Raw genomic sequence first — 16053 nt, 5'->3', positions numbered from 1 at the left:
CGGTCAGCTACCGGGCTGCTGCTCGTTGGGCGTCGGCGGCTCCGCCGGACGCAGCCACTGCCAGAGCAGCATGAGCAGGCCGAAGGCGAGCATCACCAGCCCGGCCCAGAGGTTGATCCGGACGCCCTCGGCCTTGTCGATCTCGGCCCGACTGTCGAAGATGCCGATCAGCGTCACGATGATCCCGTACGCGACGAAGAGGCCACCGATCACCCGGCGGATGTCGAACAGCCGGGCCGCGGCGGAGCGCCGCTGCTCCTCCTGCGTCTTGTCGATCAGCGGGTCCTGTGCCGGCTGGCCGTCGTTGCTCATCTGCCGAACCCCTTTCCTAGAAGACCGGGATGTAGAAGAGTGCGGCCAGCGCGACCGCGACCAGGCCGAGCAGCACCGGCGAGCGGTACCAGACCGCGTCCCCGGCGAGCACGTCGCCCTTCAGGTCGACGCCGCCCAGGCCGTACACCAGCCCGCGCAGCTCCTCGTCGCGCTTGGGGGCGGTGAGCGGGGTGAGGATGACGGCGACGATCGCCACCGTGACGAACGCGATGCCCGCGCCCCAGAAGCTCTCCTCCAGGTCGGAGTTGAAGTCGATCACGCCGCCCTTGTAGAGCAGGTAGGTCGCCAGCGACGCCAGGGTGCCCAGCAGCAGCGACCAGAAGCCGGCCAGCGCGCTCATCCGCTTCCAGAACATGCCGATGATGAAGGTGGCGAAGAGCGGCGCGTTGAACAGCGAGAAGAGCGCCTGGATGTAGTTCATGATGTTGCTGAACCCGGCGGCGATGAACGCGGTGCCGATGCCGATCACCACGGCGGCGACGGTCGCCCACCGGCCGACCCGCAGGTAGTACTCGTCCGAGCGACCGGGCCGGAGGTACGGCTGCCAGATGTCGTAGGTGAAGACGGTGTTGAAGCCGCTCACGTTCGCCGCCATCCCGGCCATGAACGAGGCGAGCAGGCCGGTGACCGCCACCCCGAGCACCCCGTTGGGGAGCAGGTCACGCATCAGCAGCGGGATCGCGTTGTTGTACTGGAGGTCGCCGCTCTCGGCGCCCAGGCCCTGCACGGTGACCAGGGCCACCAGGCCGGGGATCACGGTGACCAGGGGGATGACCAGCTTCGGGTACGCGGCGATGATCGGCGTACGGCGGGCGGCGCTCATGTTCTTCGCCGAGAGGGCGCGCTGCACCTCGGCGAAGTTCGTCGTCCAGTAGCCGAACGACAGGACGAAGCCGAGGCCGAAGACGATGCCGATCCAGTGCGCGCCCAGCGGGTTGGCGGTGCTGCCGGTGTCCTGCCACGCGTGCAGGCCCGCCTCGCCGAGCTTGGAGTCGCGTACCGAGTCCATCAGGCCGTTCCAGCCGCCGACCTTGACCAGGCCGATGACGGTCACCGGGATGAGGCCGGCGAGGATGACGAAGAACTGGAGCACCTCGTTGTAGATCGCCCCGGACAGACCGCCGATGGTGATGTACGCCAGCACGATCGCCGCGCCGACGGCGATCGCGGTCCACAGCGGCCAGCCGAGCAGCGCCTGCATGACCAGGGCCAGCGCGTAGAGGTTCACTCCGGCGATCAGCACCTGGGCGACGGCGAAGCTGAGCGCGTTCAGCAGGTGGGTGGGGCGGTTGAACCGCAACCGGAGGTACTCGGGGACGCTGCGCACCTTGGAGCCGTAGTAGAAGGGCATCATCACGATGCCCAGGAAGACCATCGCCGGTACCGCGCCGATCCAGTAGTAGTGGACCGTCATCACGCCGTACTGGGCGCCGTTGGCCGCCATGCCGATGATCTCCAGGGCGCCCAGGTTCGCCGAGACGAAGGCGAGACCCGTCACCCAGGCCGGCAGGGACCGGCCGGAGAGGAAGAAGTCGACGCTGGTCCGGATCGCCCGGCGCGCGGCGAAGCCGACCCCGAGGACGGTGACGAAGTAGAGCGCCAGGATCAGATAGTCCAGGCCGTTCATGTTGAGCCGGAGGCCGCCGCCGTCCATCCCGTCACCCCTGTCCCGATGCCCGCGCTGGTTGGTCCGCGCGCGCCTCTTACCCGGTACGCGCGGTTTCACGCACCGACGGTGGGTCCGTTACCTTCCGGCCCGGTCGGGCGATCCGGGGTGAGGTGACGAGTACGCCGAAAGGGGCGCCCCGGCCAACCGGCCGGGGCGCCCCTGACGGGCTGACTCAACGACCCAGGACGCGGTCCAGGAAGTCCCGGTAGTTGCGTACCGCCATCCGGAGTTGCTCGGTGTCGGCGGAGCCGGCGTCCTGCCACCCGCCCAGCGCGGTCTTCTGCGCGGCCAGCGCGGACGAGAGCGCCTGGATGGCCTCCTCCACCAGCGACTGCGCCTCCCCGGCCGCCGCCTTGGGATCGTCGACGAAGCGCAGCTGCACGTCGCGCCAGCGGTCCCGGAAGCCCTGCGCCGCGTCCGGGTCGAGGAGCGTGGCGGGCGCGGCCGCGACTGTCGAACCGGCGGGACGGGACGTTCCGGCGGACTCCAACGTGGTGTCGCTCTCGTCGGTGGGGACCGGCTCACCGTCCGCGTCCGGGTCGACCATCCGCGGGGCGGCGCTGCCGTAGCCGACCGCGCCGGTCGTCGCCGGGTCCGACCCGTCGGCCCGGTCGTCGCGTCGGTCGGGAGCGTCGTCGTCCACGTTCCGGCGGTGCAGCTCGGCGGTGGGGTCGGCCCGCAGTCCTTCCCGCTCGCCGTCCTCCGCGCCGTCGCCCGGGGCGGCGGTCCGCTCGGCCCGGGGGTCCGGCTGGTCCTGCGGGCGCGGGCTGGCCAGCGCGGAGGCGGCCACCGCGTCGCCGACAGTGGTCGCGCCGAACACCGTGGGCAGCGGCCCCGGCTCGTGGAAGCCGCCGTCGTCATCGGCCCGGCCGTCACGGCGGTGGCGCGCGTCCGCGCCGTCGGACAGCCCGTCGTCGTCCGTGGCGTCCCGGTCGGTGTCGTCGGTCCGCTGGTGGGCGGCCCGGTCGTCGAAGGTGCCCCGCTCGTCGAGGGCGTCCTCGGGAACGTCCGAGCGGCCGGCCCGGTCGCGGGCCGAGGACACCGGTACGGGCGCGGAGCGGACGGCCTCCGGGTGGTCGTTGCTCACCTGCTGCTCTTCCTGGCGCATCGCTGGCCTCCTCAGCGGCTCGTGGCGTCGTGGTCCGGGTGGTGGCGCTGTTCGGGCGTACGGTGGGCGACCGGCTCCTCGCCCAGCAGGTCGGCGAAGAGCGCGCGGTAGTGCACGACCGCCTGACGCAGCTCCTCGGTGCTGGCCTCACCCCGGGTGTTGCGCAGGTGGATCTCGTGCGCGTCCCGGTAGTTCGTCAGGGTGCGGGCGTGCTCGACGGAGAGGTGGGCGATCTGGTCGGAGAAGTCACCGGTCGGGTAGCCCTGCTCCTCGATGAGCCGGGTGACCAGTTCGTCCGCGTCCCCCACGGTCTCGCCGGGGGAGTCGATGAAGCGAACCTGGAGTTCTTCCCAGGCGGCGCTGTAGCGGGCCCGGGACTCCGGGCTGAGCGGGGTGAGCGTGAGTTCGGCGTGCCGGCGTTCCCGGTCGCGCAGCTCGCGCTCGGCGGCGGACCGGCTGTCCTGTTCCGCCACCACCCGGTCGTACTCCGGCCCGAAGCGGTTGCGCAGCGCGCGACGGCGGCTGAACGAGCGGGCGACCACGGCCAGCACCGCTACCACCAGCACGACGAGCACGATGACGATTACCTGCGTGGACGACATGGGCTCCTCCTTCGTCACCTGGTATTCCCTCCGGGGACTGATCGCCAATCCCCATCCGGCGCACTTTCCTGACCGGCTCCCCGAAACGTGACCGATTCCCGTGCCGGTGTCCGCGGGCTGGTGAGCCGATCTTGTCGGACGGCAGACGCCGCAGCGTTGATCTCGGCGCGACGGGCGGTAGTGCAACGGCCCTTGATTACGTATCCTGCCCAAGGCGCCCGCGCCGGTGTCCGGCGTTGCGGCCGGGCGCGCAGCCGGCCGGCGCGTTGCCCGGCGGTGCCGGCGCCCCTCCTGCCACCCCTGCACGGGCGAGGTCCGATGAGAACCCGCGACTGGCCGATCCGCTCGAAGCTGACCGCGCTCGTCGTCGCGCCGGTGACCGCGCTGCTGGCACTGTGGATCTTCGCGACCACGCTGACCTTCGGTCCCGCCCTGAACCTGCTCTCCGCCCGCACGCTCCTCTACGACCTGGGCCGCCCCGGCGAGGCAGTGGTCACCGAGCTACAGCGGGAGCGCCGGCTCTCGGTGGTGCAGCTCGCCGGAGACGCCGACCTGCCGGCGCTCGTCGAGCAGCGCCAACGCACCGACCGGGCCGTCGCCGAGCTGCGCCGCCGGGTGAACGGCGACGCGCTGCGCGACGCCGCCGACGAGCTGCTGGAGGATCGGGTCGACCGGCTGCTCACCGCCCTGTCGGCGCTGCCGACCGGCCGGAACTTCATCGACGACCGCCTGATGGACCGCACCGGCGCGCTCGGCCTGTACAGCGGCATGGTCTCCGCGGCCTTCCAGGCCTTCGCCGGAATGGCGACCCTGACCGACCCCGGGATCAACCGGCAGGCGTTGGCGCTCACCTCGCTGGGCCGCTCCCGTGAACTGCTCGGGCAGACCGACGCCATGCTGGCCGGCGTGCTCACCGCCGGACGGTTCGCGCAGGGCGAGCACGCCCAGCTCGTGCAGGCGATCGGCAACCAGCGCTGGCTCACCGAGAGCGCGGTGGCCGACCTGCCCGAGGCCGGGCGGGTCGCGTACCAGCGGATGTCGGAGAGCGCCGACTTCACCAGCCTGCGCGCCATGCAGGACGCGCTCGTCGCGGCCAGAGGGTCCGGCCGGCCCCCGGTGGACGCGGCGTCGTGGCAGGCCAGCCACGACGCCGTTCAGCAGCAGCTACGCGACTTCGAGCTGGCCGAGGCCGACGACCTCGCCGACCGCTCGGTGCCGATCGCGGTCGGGATCCTGGTCCGGCTGGCCGCCGCCGGGGTGCTCGGGCTGGCCGCCGTGATCATCTCGGTGCTGGTGGCGCTGCGGGTCGGCCGCACCCTGGTCCGCCGGCTCAGCGGCGTCCGTACCGCCGCGTTGGAGCTGGCCGAGCACCGGCTGCCCGACGTGGTGACCCGGCTGCGTCGTGGTGAGCAGGTCGACGTCTCCCGGGAGGCGCCGCCGCTGGAGTACGGCGAGGACGAGATCGGTGAGGTCGCCCGCGCCTTCACCGAGGTGCAGCGCACCGCCGTCCAGGCCGCCGTGGACGAGGTCACCCTGCGGCGCGGGCTCAACGAGGTCTTCCTCAACATCGCCCGGCGCAGCCAGAGCCTCGTGCACCGGCAGCTCCACCTGCTGGATCGGATGGAACGGCGTACCGAGGACCCGGACGACCTGGCCCAGCTGTTCCAGGTCGACCATCTGTCCACCCGCCTCCGCCGCCACGCCGAGGACCTGGTCATCCTCGCCGGTTCCGCGCCCGGACGCGGCTGGCGGAACCCGGTGGCGATGGTCGACCTGATCCGGGGCGCGATCTCCGAGGTCGAGGCGTACGAGCGGGTGGACATCACCACCGTGCAGCCGGCCGGTGTGCTGGGACGGGCCGTCGGCGACATCATCCACCTGCTCGCCGAGCTGGTGGAGAACGCGACCGCCTTCTCCCCGCCGGACACCCGGGTCACCATCGGCGGTGCGCAGGTGTCCAACGGGTACGCCCTGGAGATCACCGATCAGGGGCTCGGGATGACGCCGGCGGCGTTGGAGGCGGCGAACACCCGACTCGACAGCTCGCCCGAGTTCGACCCGGCGCAGAGCGCCCGACTCGGCCTGTTCGTGGTGGCCCGTCTGGCTGCCCGACACCACGTCCGGGTGCGGTTGCGTCCGGGCGGGGAGAGCGGGGTGACAGCCGTGGTTCTGGTCCCCAGCGAGCTGGTCACCGCCGAGCCGCCGGCCGGACCGGACCCGGCGTCGGTGGGGGACGCGTCGGCCGATCCGGCTCGACGGCTCGCCCGCACGGCCCGTCGGGGTGGCCCGGCCCGGCCCCGTACCCGCGCGGCGGCTGCCCTGCCGGCCGGACCCGCCGACGCGCCGACCACTGTCACGTCAACGGCCACCGCCGACCCGCCGACCTCGACCGGGACCGCTGACGAGCCGGACGGCCTGCCCCAGCGCGTGCGGCGGCGTACCCCCGCCGTCCAGGCCCGGTCGACGGTCACCGACATGCCGTCACCCCGCTCGCCGGAGGAGGTGCGGCGGGTGATGGCGGCGCTCCAGGCGGGTACGGCACGTGGACGCGCCACCGTCGTCAGTCCCCGGACGCCCGCCCCGCCATCGCATCCCGAAACCCCGACCGCGACTGAGAGGGACGCCTAGTGCCGAATTCGACGAAGCAGAGCGCCGGCCTCGACTGGCTGCTCGACGAGCTGGTGCAACGCGTACCGGCCGCCCGGGAGGCGGTGGTCCTGTCCGCCGACGGTCTGCTGCTCGGCCGCACCGCCGAGTTGACGCCCGACGACGCCGAGCACCTCTGCGCGCTCGCCGCCGGCTTCTCCAGCCTGGCCCGGGGCGCCAGCCGGCACGTGGACGGCGGTCCGGTCCGGCAGACGGTGGTGGAGATGGAGTCGGCGTACCTCTTCGTCACCGCCGCCGGTCAGGGCGCCTGCCTGGCGGTGGTCAGCGACGCGGACGCGGACATCGGGCTGGTCGCCTACGAGATGGCGATGCTCGTCATCCGGGTGGGGGAGAGTCTCGCCGCGCCGGCCCGGTCGTCGGCCGGAGCCGGTGATGCGGACTGAGCCGCCCGGCCCGCAGCACGAGTGGCTGGACGACGCCGCCGGGCCGGTGATGCGCCAGTACTCCCTGACCGGGGGCCGGGTGCGTCCCGCCGTCGACGGCTTCGACCTGGTCGCGTTCGTGGTGGCCGCGGCGGCCGTGGACGCGGCGGGCCACCCGCGCCTGCTGCCGGAGCACCGCCGACTGGTCAGCCTGGCCCGCCGGCCGGTGTCGGTGGCCGAGCTGGCCGCCGAGCTGGACCTCGCGGTCGGTGTGGTCCGGGTCCTCCTCGGCGACCTCGTGACCGAGGGTCTGGTGGCGGTGCACGAGCCGCCGGCCGCCGGCATTCTTCCCGACGACGACATCCTCAAGGCGGTGGTCAGTGGACTCCGTGCGCTGTGACCAGGCGGACACCAGCACCACCATCCCGCTGGCACTGAAGATCCTCATCGCGGGGGGCTTCGGGGCCGGCAAGACCACGCTGGTGAGCGCGTTGAGCGAGGTCCGTCCGTTGCAGACCGAGGAGGTGTTGACCGGCGCCGGGGTGGGCACCGACGACACCTCCGGGGTGGAGGGCAAGTCGACCACCACCGTGGCGATGGACTTCGGTCGGATCACCATCAACGACGACCTACAGCTCTACCTGTTCGGCACGCCGGGCCAGGACCGGTTCTGGTTCCTCTGGGACGAGCTGGCCTTCGGCGCGCTCGGCGCGGTGGTGCTGGCCGACACCCGTCGGCTGGCCGACTGCTTCCCGTCCATCGACTACTTCGAGCAGCGGGGCATCCCGTTCGTGGTCGGCGTGAACTGCTTCGACGACTCCCGCCGATTCGACCTGGAGACCGTACGCCGGGCGCTGGACCTGGACCCGGACGTGCCGATGGTGCTCTGTGACGCCCGGGACCGGCAGTCCGGCAAGATGGTGTTGATCTCTCTGGTCGAGCACGTGGCCCGGCAGCGTGGCGAGCCGGTGCCGGCGGCCTGAGATCCGGGCCGGAAACCCGGTTAACGGACGGGCAACGCGGGCAGCCTCTGGTTGGATCAACGGAGGACGTCGGCGGAGGAGTGGGACGTGAATGGTGAGGGTCAGCTCGTCCACATCGGGGGCTACACCGCGCAGAGTGGTGGTCGGAGCAGCGGCATCGTCGCGGCGCGACGCGACCCGGGCACCGGGGCGCTGACACCGCTCGGGACCGTGGCGGTCACCGCGTCCCCGTCCTTCCTGACACGGCACCCCACCCTCCCGGTGCTCTACGCGGTCAACGAGCTGCCCGACGGCGAGATCAGCGCCTGGCGGGTCGACGCCGACGGCGCGCTCGATCCGCTCGGCAGCCGGTCCAGCGGCGGCGCGGAGCCCTGCCATCTGGCGGTGACGCCCGGTGGCGACCACCTGCTGGCGGCCAACTACGGCAGCGGCAGCGTCGCGGTCTTCCCGCTCGACGGGCGGGGCGTGCCCGGCGAGCGCTCCGATCTGGTGGTGCACGAGGGGCACGGCCCCGATCCGGAGCGCCAGGACGGCGCGCACGCGCACATGGTCTCCCCGGGCGCCGGCCGCGGGCCGATCCTCGCCGTGGACCTCGGCACCGACTCCGTCTACCGGTACGACCTGGACGGCGCGACCGGCCGACTGGTGCCGCGCGCTCCCCGGGTCCACGCGACGCCCGGCAGCGGGCCCCGACACCTGGCCCGGCACCCGGACGGCCGGCGCTGCTACCTCGTCGGGGAGTTGGACGCGTCGGTGACCGCGTACGCGATGACCGACGACGGCGCGTTGCAGCAGCGCGGCCGGGTCGAGGCGAGTGAGAGGTCCGGTCATGTCCAGCCGTCGGAGATCGCTGTCGCCGGAGACGGCAGGTTCCTCTACGTCGCCAATCGCGGGGTGGGGACGGTGGCGGTCTTCGCGCTCGCCGGTGAGGTGCCCGAACTGGTGGCCGAAGTGGACACCGGTGGCGAGTGGCCCCGGCACTTCGCGCTGATCGGGCAGCACCTCTACGTCGCCGACGAGCGGGCGGACATGGTGCGGGTCTTCCGCCGCGACATCGACAGCGGTCTCCTGGAGGCGGTCGGCGAGCCGGTGCCGGTGCCGAGCCCGACCTGCGTGCTGCCGTGACGGTCACTGTCGATACGCGAGGGTGACACTGGTTCGGCCACGCCACGGGTCCAGTCCGTCACTCTGCGTCGCGAAATAGAGGTCAACTGTTTCTCCTGCGTAACTTTAGGCCGAACGGATGTGGCAGAGACGGCACCTTGTACGCAAGATGGTCACCGTGTCTGCAGGCCGCCATCGCATGCGTTCGAAACTCCACCTAGCAGCCGCCGCCGCGACGGCGGGGGTCCTCGTCGTCACGACCGGCGCGTGGTTCGGCTATCGGGAGTTGATCCAACCCAGCTGCTCCGGGGAGATTCGGCTCGCCGTGGCGGTCGCCTCGGAGTTGGCGCCAGCGGTGGACGCCGCAGCGTCGCAGTGGGTCAAGGACGGCGCCGCGGTGGGTCCGACCTGCATCCGGGTCGATGTCTCCGCGTCCGACCCGGTCGACGTGGCCGCCGTGGTGGCGGCCAAGCACGGCGCCGTGCTGGCCGGCGTGGGGCAGGCCAGTGGCACCGCCGTCAGCCCGGACGTCTGGGTGCCGGACTCGTCGACCTGGCTGCTGCGACTGAAGAAGGACGCCACCGCGTTCGCCCCGACCAACGGCGCGTCCATCGCCCGCAGCCCGATCGTCGTCGCGATGCCCGAGCCGATCGCCAACCGGCTCGGCTGGCCGGAGAAGAAGTTCAACTGGACCGACCTGCTCAAGGAGGTCAACAACTCGAGCACCCCGCTGCGTACCGGGATCGTCGAGCCGACCCGCGACGCGGCGGGCCTGTCCGGCCTGCTCTCGTTGACGGCGGCCGCCAACGGGGCCGGCGGCGACGCCCAGCGCAACACTGTCGGCGCGCTGCGCGCGCTGGCCACCGGACGCTCCTCGCTCCGCAACGACCTGCTGGCCCGCTTTCCGACGGCCAACGACGCGACCTCCATCGCCAGTGGTCTCGGCGCGGCGGCGCTGTCCGAAGAAGACGTGATCGCGTACAACAGCAAGAAGCCGCCGGTGCCGCTCGCCGCGCTCTACATGGAGCCCGCGCCGATGCCGCTGGACTACCCGTACGCGGTGCTGCCCGGCATCGAGCCGAGCAAGGCGTCCGCAGCAAGGGTGCTGTTCGAGCTGCTCACCAGCCCCTCGTTCCGCGACCGGCTCGCCGCGCAGTCGCTGCGCGCGCCGGACGGCAACTGGGGCGACGGTTTCAAGGCGCCGCAGGGCGCGCCGAGCCCGGCCGGTGGCGCGCCGACCACGCCGGCGAACGGTGGCACCGCTGCCGGTGGCCTGGACCCGGCCGCCATCCAGCGGGTCGTGTCCAGTTGGTCGATCGCCACCCAGTCCGGCCGGATGCTCGCCGTCATCGACGTCTCCGGCTCGATGAAGGACGAGGTGCCGAGCGCCAACAACCGCAGCCGGGAGGAGGTCACCGTCGACGCGGCCCGGCGCGGCCTCGGCCTCTTCGACGACTCCTGGTCGATCGGCCTGTGGACCTTCTCCACGAAGCTGGTCGGCAGCCGGGACTACCGGGAGCTGGTCCCCATCGGTCCGCTCTCCGCGCAGCGCGCCCAGTTGGAGGGCGCGCTGGCCACCGTCAAGCCCTCCAGCGGCGACACCGGCCTCTACGACACCATGCTGGCCGCCTACCAGGCCGTGCAGGAGAACTGGCAGCCCGGCCGGGTCAACTCGATCGTGCTGTTCACCGACGGTAAGAACGAGGACGACAACGGCATCAGCCAGCAGCAGTTGCTGGCCAAGCTCAAGGAACTCGCCGACCCGGACCGCCCGGTCCAGGTGATCATGATCGGTATCGGCGAGGGCGTCAGCAAGGCCGAGCTGGAGTCGATCACGAAGGTGACCGGTGGTGACGTCTTCGTCACCAAGGACCCGAGCGAGATCGGCAGCATCTTCCTCAGCGCCATCGCCCGGCGTCCACCGGCGCCGCGCTGATCCGACGCTCAGACGCCAGGGGGCCTGCCGTACGCCGATCCGGCGCGGCGGGCCCTTTCTGGCCACTGGGTTGACGAAAAGTGACGGCAATACGTCGGAAGCAATCGGCAGTCATAGTTATCGAGGCAGGATGTCGACTGTTCCGGCATGGTCGTCCGCTTCCGGTCCGACCCGTCGGCCGGGGCCATCCTGAGACAGAGGGGGAGGGCCGGTGAGCGCGGCGACACTGATGACCCCCGCCACGTCGGCGGAGCCCGACGGTCGTCGCGGCGGGCTCGCCGCACGCGCCGACGAACGATCCTACGTCCGGGTTCTGGTGGTGCTGGACACCACGATCCTGATCGTGGCACTCCTCGTGGGCTACGTGCTCCGCTTCGGCGACGGCGAGCCGACCGGCTCCAAGATCCCCTACGTCCTGGTCGCCCCCGGGCTGGTGCTGGCCTGGCTCATCTCGCTCAAGGCGCTCGGCTGTTACGACGACCGGGTGATCGGCTACGGGGCGGACGAGTACCGGCGGGTCAGCTCCGCCAGCCTGCGCCTGGCCGGCGCGATCGCCATCGTCGGCTACATCGCCGACGTCGGCGTCTCCCGGGGCTTCCTCGGCATCTCGTTCGCGGTGGGCACGGTCGGGCTGGAGGTGGCGCGGTTCGCCGCCCGCAAGCGCCTGCACCGGGCCCGCTCGGTGGGCGCCGGCTGGTCCCGCCGGGTGCTCGTGGTCGGCGACACCGCCCACGTGCTGGAGTTGGTGCACACGTTGCGGCGCGAGCCGTACGCCGGCTACCAGGTGGTGGGCGCCTGCATCCCGGACGCGCTGCTCGCGCCGGTGGCGCAGCGGCTCGGTGACGTACCCGTGGTGGGGTCGTTCCGAGGCATCCCGGAGGCCGCCACCGCGATCGGCGCGGACACCGTCGCGGTGACCGCCTCCGGCGAGCTGACCGCGGCCCGGCTGCGCCGCCTCGGCTGGCAGTTGGAGGGAACCGGCGTCGACCTGGTGGTGGCGCCCGCCCTCACCGACGTCGCCGGCCCGCGGATCCACACCCGCCCGGTGGCCGGCCTGCCGCTGATCCACGTCGAGGCGCCGGAGTTCCGGGGCGCGCGCAAGCTCGTCAAGGGCCTGGTCGACAGGTCCGTCTCGTCGCTGGCGCTGGCGGTGCTGCTACCACTGATCGCGCTCATCGCGCTGGCCATCAAACTGGACAGCCGGGGCCCGGTGTTGTTCCGACAGGTCCGCGTCGGTCGGGGCGGGCAGGAGTTCGGCGTCTTCAAGTTCCGCACCATGGTGGTCAACGCGGACGCGCTGCTCGCCGAGCTGGCAGCGCGCAACGAGACCGACGGCCTGATGTTCAAGATGCGCCAGGACCCCCGGGTCACCCGGGTCGGCCGGTTGCTGCGCAAGTGGTCGCTCGACGAGCTACCGCAGTTGGTGAACGTGCTGTTGGGCCAGATGAGCCTGGTCGGGCCGCGTCCCCCGCTGCCGTCCGAGGTCGCCCGCTACGACGGTGACGTGGCGCGGCGGCTGCTGGTCAAGCCGGGCATGACCGGGCTGTGGCAGGTCAGTGGCCGCTCCGACCTGAGCTGGGAGGACGGCATCAGACTCGATCTCTACTACGTGGAGAACTGGTCCCTCGCCGCCGACCTCACCATCCTCTGGAAGACCGTCGGCGCGGTGCTCAACGGGCGCGGAGCGTACTGACCGTCACGCCTGCGGGCCGGTCCAGTCCAGGCAGACGACCACCGCGTCGTCGACCAGGTCACCGGCCACGAACGCGCGCAGGTCGCCGATCAGCGAGCGGACGGCGTCCAGCGGCGACATCGGCCCGGTCCGGCGCAGGAAGCGCTCCAGTGCCGTCTCGCCGTAGCGCACCTGCTGCCCGGTGGCGTCCACCACCCCGTCGCTGACGACGAAGAGCCGGTCGCCGACCTCCAGCGGCAGCTTCTGCTCGTGGTAGTCGGTGGCCTCGAACATGCCCATCGGGAACTGCGCCTCCAGCGGCTGCTGGGTGACCTCGCCGCCGCGCAGCAGGACGAGTCGGGGTGAGCCGGCGTCCACCACCGTCATCAGCCCGGACTCCAGATCCAGCTCCATCAGCAACGCGGAGAGGTGCCGCTCGCCCCGGTACAGGTCGTAGATGGCCTGGTCGGCGAGGGCGACCTGGTCGGCAAGGCTCAGCCCGGCCCGGCGCGCGTTACGCAGCGCCTGGGTGCCCAACGAGGTGAGCAGGGACGCCTCGACGCCCTCGCCGGTGCCGTTGATGGTGGACAACCAGAGCCGCTGCCCGTCGTCGGACCAGTCGAAGCTGTCGCCGCGTACGGCGTACGCCGGCTCCAACTGCCCGGCGAGGCTGAACGAGGGGCGGATCCGGCTGCGACCGGGGAGCAGGTCCCACTGCATCTCGGCGGCGAGGGTGAGGCGCTGGGACCGGCGCGCCGCCCGGTAGACGTCGGTGCCGGCGGAGACCGCCGCCACCTCGTGCGCGAGCGCGGTGGCGATCTCGGCCAGCGCGGCGAGGACCTGCGGCTCGTCCGGCACCGGTGACAGGTGCAGCACCCCACGGCGCTCACCACGCATGGTGACCGGCAACCAGGCCGCGCCGTCGCTCACGACCGGCGACTGGTGGTCGAAGGCGCGCCAGGCGGGGTGCCCGGGGCCGGTGATCGGATCGGCCTCGGAGAGCGGCAGCAACTCCGCGAGCCGGTAGTCGACCTGGTACAGCTCGACCTCGGTGATCCCGTACGTGGACGCGAGCACCGCGCTGATTCCGTCGACGACTCGGTCGGCCGGCGCCTGGTTCAGGGCACGTCGTGCCCGGTTGACCGGTTCGCTCATCGTCACTCCCTCACGGAAAGCTCGACCACCAGTGGGTTCGGAGTACTCTCGGGCCACCATGGCCGAACTGAATCGTCCGACGGACCCTGAGACGAGTATGGCTGCCGCGGTGGACGCGGCGGCCGCTGCCCTGTTGGGCATCTGGGAATCCGCCCGGGAGGGGACCGCCAACCGGGTCTCCGGAGCGCAGCTACGCGCGGTGATGGTCGTCGAGCAGTACGACGGGATCAACCTGCGCCGGCTGGCCACCCGACTCGACATGCTGCTCAGCTCCGCCAGCCGGCTCTGCGACCGGCTGGTCGCCGCCGGCATGCTCGAACGTGAGCCGGGTCGCTTCGACCGGCGGGAGATCTCGCTGCATCTCACCCCGGAGGCCCGCCGGCTTCTCGCCGAGCTGCGGGCCGACCGGCAGGCCAAGCTCGCCGCCGTGCTGACCGCGATGAGCCCGGTGGGCCGCGACGCGCTGCTGCGCGGTATCAGCGAGTTCGACGAGGTCGCCCGCCGTCAGCAGAGCCGCAACGCCCCGGTGCCGGGCGACTCGCCGGAGGCGGACTGGCCGGACGGCCCGGACCGACCCGGTGGACGGCCGGTCGACGCCGGCCGGCAGGCGCGCGCGCCGTGGACGGGCCCGTCGAGCCACCCGGAACGGGCCGTCGCGCCCACCCGGGAGTGGCCGGCCGGCGACCCACCGGTGGCGCGCACCGCCTGACCAGAGCGGCCACGCGCACCCGCCGCCGGTCACTCACGCCGAGGTCGACGCGCCGAGCGCCAGCATCGCCACGTCGTCGTGCGCCTGGCCGTCCAGCCAGTCGTCGACCGCCGCGAGGACCCTGTCGATCAACGCCGCCGGAGGCTGCCCGGCCGCCGCCGCGAGCGTGGCCCGCAGCCGGGCCTCGCCGAAGACCGCCGCGTCCCGCGGGCCGCGCGCCCCGGTCACCCCATCGGTGTACGCGAGCAGCAGATCGCCCGGACCGAGGCGTACCCGGGTCTCGGCGAAACGTGCGGCAGTCAACGCCCCGACCGGCATGCCTCCGACCGGGACCGGGGTGACGGTGCCGTCGGCGGTGACCAGCAGTGGCGCCGGGTGCCCACCGCCGGCGATCCGTACGTCGAGGCCGGTCGGCAGGCGTTCCAACGAGCCGAGCAGCACCGTGGTGAGCTGGCTGCGCCGCGCCGCGTCGGGCGCGTCGAGCAACGCCTGGTTGAGCAGGTGGATCAGCTCCAGTGGGCGCCGCTCGACCAGGCGCAGCGTCTGCAGACACTGGCGGACCCGACCGGTCAGCACGGCGGCGCCCACGCCCCGACCGCACACGTCGCCCAGCGCGAACAGGGCGCCGTCGGCGTGCGGGAACACCTCATAGAAGTCGCCGCCGATGCGCAGGGTGTCGCCCGCCGCGCGGTAGCCCCCGGCCATCCGTACCCCGTTGACGGCGGGCAGGTCGGGCGGGAGCAGGCTGGTCTGCAACACCCGGGCCAGATGGGCCTGCTCGCCGTGCAGGTCGGCGGTGGCCAGCGCGGCACCGGCGCGTGCGGCGAACTCCCGGGCCAGCTCGACCTCGCGGCTGTCGAAACCCTGTCGCCCACCCCGACGGACGAGCAGCAGCGCGCCGGCCGACCCGCCGGCGCTGAGGAGCGGGGTGACCAGCAGCGCGCCCGGAGGCCCGAAGTCGAGCGGCAGCATGCCGGCCAGGTCGGCGTGCGGAGCGTCCGGCCAGCGGCCCGGCTCGGTGACGTCGCCGGCGAGCGCCTCGGCGAGTCCGGGGACGGTGCTGGCCAGCGTGGGCCCGGCGAGCCCGCCGACCGGGGCGGGCGCGCCGTCGGCGTACCGGGTCCACCGCGCGTGCGGCTCGGCCGGCGCGGGCGACCGGGGCAGTGCCACGGCGACGTCGGCGAGGACCGGGACGGCGAGCGTGGTGACGGCCCGCAGCACCTCGTCGCGGTGCAGGGTCAGGGCGAGTCGGCTGCCCGCCTCGGCGAGGAACGCGGTGCGGGCGCGTTCGGCGAGCAGGGCGGCGGTGTGACGGTGGTCCTCGGTGACGTCGCGGACATACCACGCGTAGCGACCGCCGGCGAGGTGCCGTCGGGCGCCACTCAGCCGTCGGCCGTGGTGCTCGGCCGTGAAGTGGTCGGCTCCGCTGGCGACCGCCTGGGCCAGGGGCGTCACGTTGCAGTCCGGCAGCGCGGTGCCGGCGCTGATCTCCGGCAGCAGCTCCGCCGCCATGGCGTTGACAAGCGTGACCCGGCCGGTCTCGTCGGTCGTCAGAATCGCCTCGGCGAGCCCGTCGAGTAGTTCACGGGCCAACCGCGCGTCGGCCGGCAACGGGGTGCCGCCGGGTTGCCGGGTCGTGGTCACCGCCGGACGCCGGCTCGCGTCTGACGAGGTGTGCGCATGCTGCCTCTCGACTTCTCACCAGGGGATCGCTGCCTGGGGGCAAGGGTACCGATCCCGGGCGCCAGCCGAC

13 protein-coding genes and 1 pseudogene are annotated in these 16053 nt (G+C 72.7%); 8 read left to right on the top strand and 6 right to left on the bottom strand.

Features of this window, described 5'->3' with window-relative positions; genetic code table 11:
- Nucleotides 1-3: 3 nt before the first annotated feature.
- The 4 genes and pseudogenes from O7634_RS03795 to O7634_RS03780 form a co-directional block, all read right to left on the bottom strand.
- Complete coding sequence (locus O7634_RS03795) at nt 4-312, bottom strand: hypothetical protein (RefSeq protein WP_278148779.1); 309 nt, start codon at nt 310-312, stop codon at nt 4-6.
- A gap of 16 nt (nt 313-328) precedes the next feature.
- A complete protein-coding gene (locus O7634_RS03790; protein WP_278153861.1) occupies nt 329-1987 on the bottom strand; it encodes a sodium:solute symporter family protein in 1659 nt (552 codons plus the stop codon).
- A 673-nt stretch (nt 1988-2660) separates the two neighbouring features.
- Nucleotides 2661-2849 (bottom strand): annotated as a pseudogene (locus tag O7634_RS31860) (hypothetical protein); the annotation flags it as partial.
- A 272-nt stretch (nt 2850-3121) separates the two neighbouring features.
- Nucleotides 3122-3712 carry a hypothetical protein gene (locus O7634_RS03780; protein ID WP_278148777.1) on the bottom strand — a complete coding sequence of 197 codons (591 nt, stop codon included), beginning with the start codon at nt 3710-3712 and terminating at the stop codon, nt 3122-3124.
- Nucleotides 3713-4030: 318 nt separating this feature from the next.
- Here O7634_RS03780 and O7634_RS03775 point away from each other — a divergent pair, with 318 nt between their 5' ends.
- From O7634_RS03775 to O7634_RS03745, 7 genes are all read left to right on the top strand, one after another.
- The gene (locus tag O7634_RS03775) at nt 4031-6340 is read left to right on the top strand and encodes a nitrate- and nitrite sensing domain-containing protein (RefSeq protein WP_278148776.1); all 2310 of its coding nucleotides are present in this window, start codon (nt 4031-4033) and stop codon (nt 6338-6340) included.
- Complete coding sequence (locus O7634_RS03770) at nt 6340-6762, top strand: roadblock/LC7 domain-containing protein (RefSeq protein ID WP_278148775.1); 423 nt, start codon at nt 6340-6342, stop codon at nt 6760-6762. Before O7634_RS03775 ends, O7634_RS03770 begins: the two co-directional genes overlap by 1 nt.
- Nucleotides 6752-7141 carry a DUF742 domain-containing protein gene (locus O7634_RS03765; RefSeq protein ID WP_278148774.1) on the top strand — a complete coding sequence of 130 codons (390 nt, stop codon included), beginning with the start codon at nt 6752-6754 and terminating at the stop codon, nt 7139-7141. Before O7634_RS03770 ends, O7634_RS03765 begins: the two co-directional genes overlap by 11 nt.
- A complete protein-coding gene (locus O7634_RS03760; RefSeq protein WP_278148773.1) occupies nt 7122-7724 on the top strand; it encodes an ATP/GTP-binding protein in 603 nt (200 codons plus the stop codon). The genes O7634_RS03765 and O7634_RS03760 overlap by 20 nt, the downstream gene beginning before the upstream one ends.
- 87 nt (nt 7725-7811) lie before the next feature.
- Nucleotides 7812-8849, top strand: a complete 1038-nt coding sequence (locus O7634_RS03755; RefSeq protein WP_278148772.1) for a lactonase family protein — start codon at nt 7812-7814, stop codon at nt 8847-8849.
- A 157-nt stretch (nt 8850-9006) separates the two neighbouring features.
- Nucleotides 9007-10764: a substrate-binding domain-containing protein gene (locus O7634_RS03750; protein ID WP_278148771.1), complete on the top strand. Its 1758-nt coding sequence runs from the start codon at nt 9007-9009 to the stop codon at nt 10762-10764.
- Between the two features lie 211 nt (nt 10765-10975).
- The gene (locus O7634_RS03745) at nt 10976-12457 is read left to right on the top strand and encodes a sugar transferase (RefSeq protein WP_278148770.1); all 1482 of its coding nucleotides are present in this window, start codon (nt 10976-10978) and stop codon (nt 12455-12457) included.
- Between the two features lie 3 nt (nt 12458-12460).
- Here the strand turns inward: O7634_RS03745 and O7634_RS03740 are convergent, their stop codons facing one another.
- A complete protein-coding gene (locus O7634_RS03740; RefSeq protein ID WP_278148769.1) occupies nt 12461-13591 on the bottom strand; it encodes a PP2C family protein-serine/threonine phosphatase in 1131 nt (376 codons plus the stop codon).
- Nucleotides 13592-13688: 97 nt separating this feature from the next.
- On the opposite strand from O7634_RS03740, the gene O7634_RS03735 reads away from it, so the two are divergent.
- Entirely contained in the window at nt 13689-14300 is a 612-nt protein-coding gene (locus O7634_RS03735) for a MarR family transcriptional regulator (protein WP_278148768.1), read from the top strand.
- 33 nt (nt 14301-14333) lie between these two features.
- Here O7634_RS03735 and O7634_RS03730 read toward each other — a convergent pair whose 3' ends face one another.
- Nucleotides 14334-15944, bottom strand: a complete 1611-nt coding sequence (locus O7634_RS03730) for a SpoIIE family protein phosphatase (protein ID WP_278148767.1) — start codon at nt 15942-15944, stop codon at nt 14334-14336.
- Between the last annotated feature and the right edge of the window lie 109 nt (nt 15945-16053).

It is taken from the genome of Micromonospora sp. WMMD1120 (genome assembly GCF_029626235.1).
Classification (GTDB): Bacteria; Actinomycetota; Actinomycetes; order Mycobacteriales; family Micromonosporaceae; genus Micromonospora.
Note: the sequence above shows the minus strand (reverse complement) of the source record. Positions and strands in the feature narration are given on the sequence as shown.

What these genes read in the sequence shown, in the direction of transcription:
- O7634_RS03795 (WP_278148779.1), bottom strand. Translation starts at nt 312, where the DNA reads ATGAGCAACGACGGCCAGCCGGCACAGGACCCGCTGATCGACAAGACG.
- O7634_RS03790 (WP_278153861.1), bottom strand. Translation starts at nt 1,987, where the DNA reads ATGGACGGCGGCGGCCTCCGGCTCAACATGAACGGCCTGGACTATCTG.
- O7634_RS03780 (WP_278148777.1), bottom strand. Translation starts at nt 3,712, where the DNA reads ATGTCGTCCACGCAGGTAATCGTCATCGTGCTCGTCGTGCTGGTGGTA.
- O7634_RS03775 (WP_278148776.1), top strand. Translation starts at nt 4,031, where the DNA reads ATGAGAACCCGCGACTGGCCGATCCGCTCGAAGCTGACCGCGCTCGTC.
- O7634_RS03765 (WP_278148774.1), top strand. Translation starts at nt 6,752, where the DNA reads ATGCGGACTGAGCCGCCCGGCCCGCAGCACGAGTGGCTGGACGACGCC.
- O7634_RS03740 (WP_278148769.1), bottom strand. Translation starts at nt 13,591, where the DNA reads ATGAGCGAACCGGTCAACCGGGCACGACGTGCCCTGAACCAGGCGCCG.
- O7634_RS03735 (WP_278148768.1), top strand. Translation starts at nt 13,689, where the DNA reads ATGGCTGCCGCGGTGGACGCGGCGGCCGCTGCCCTGTTGGGCATCTGG.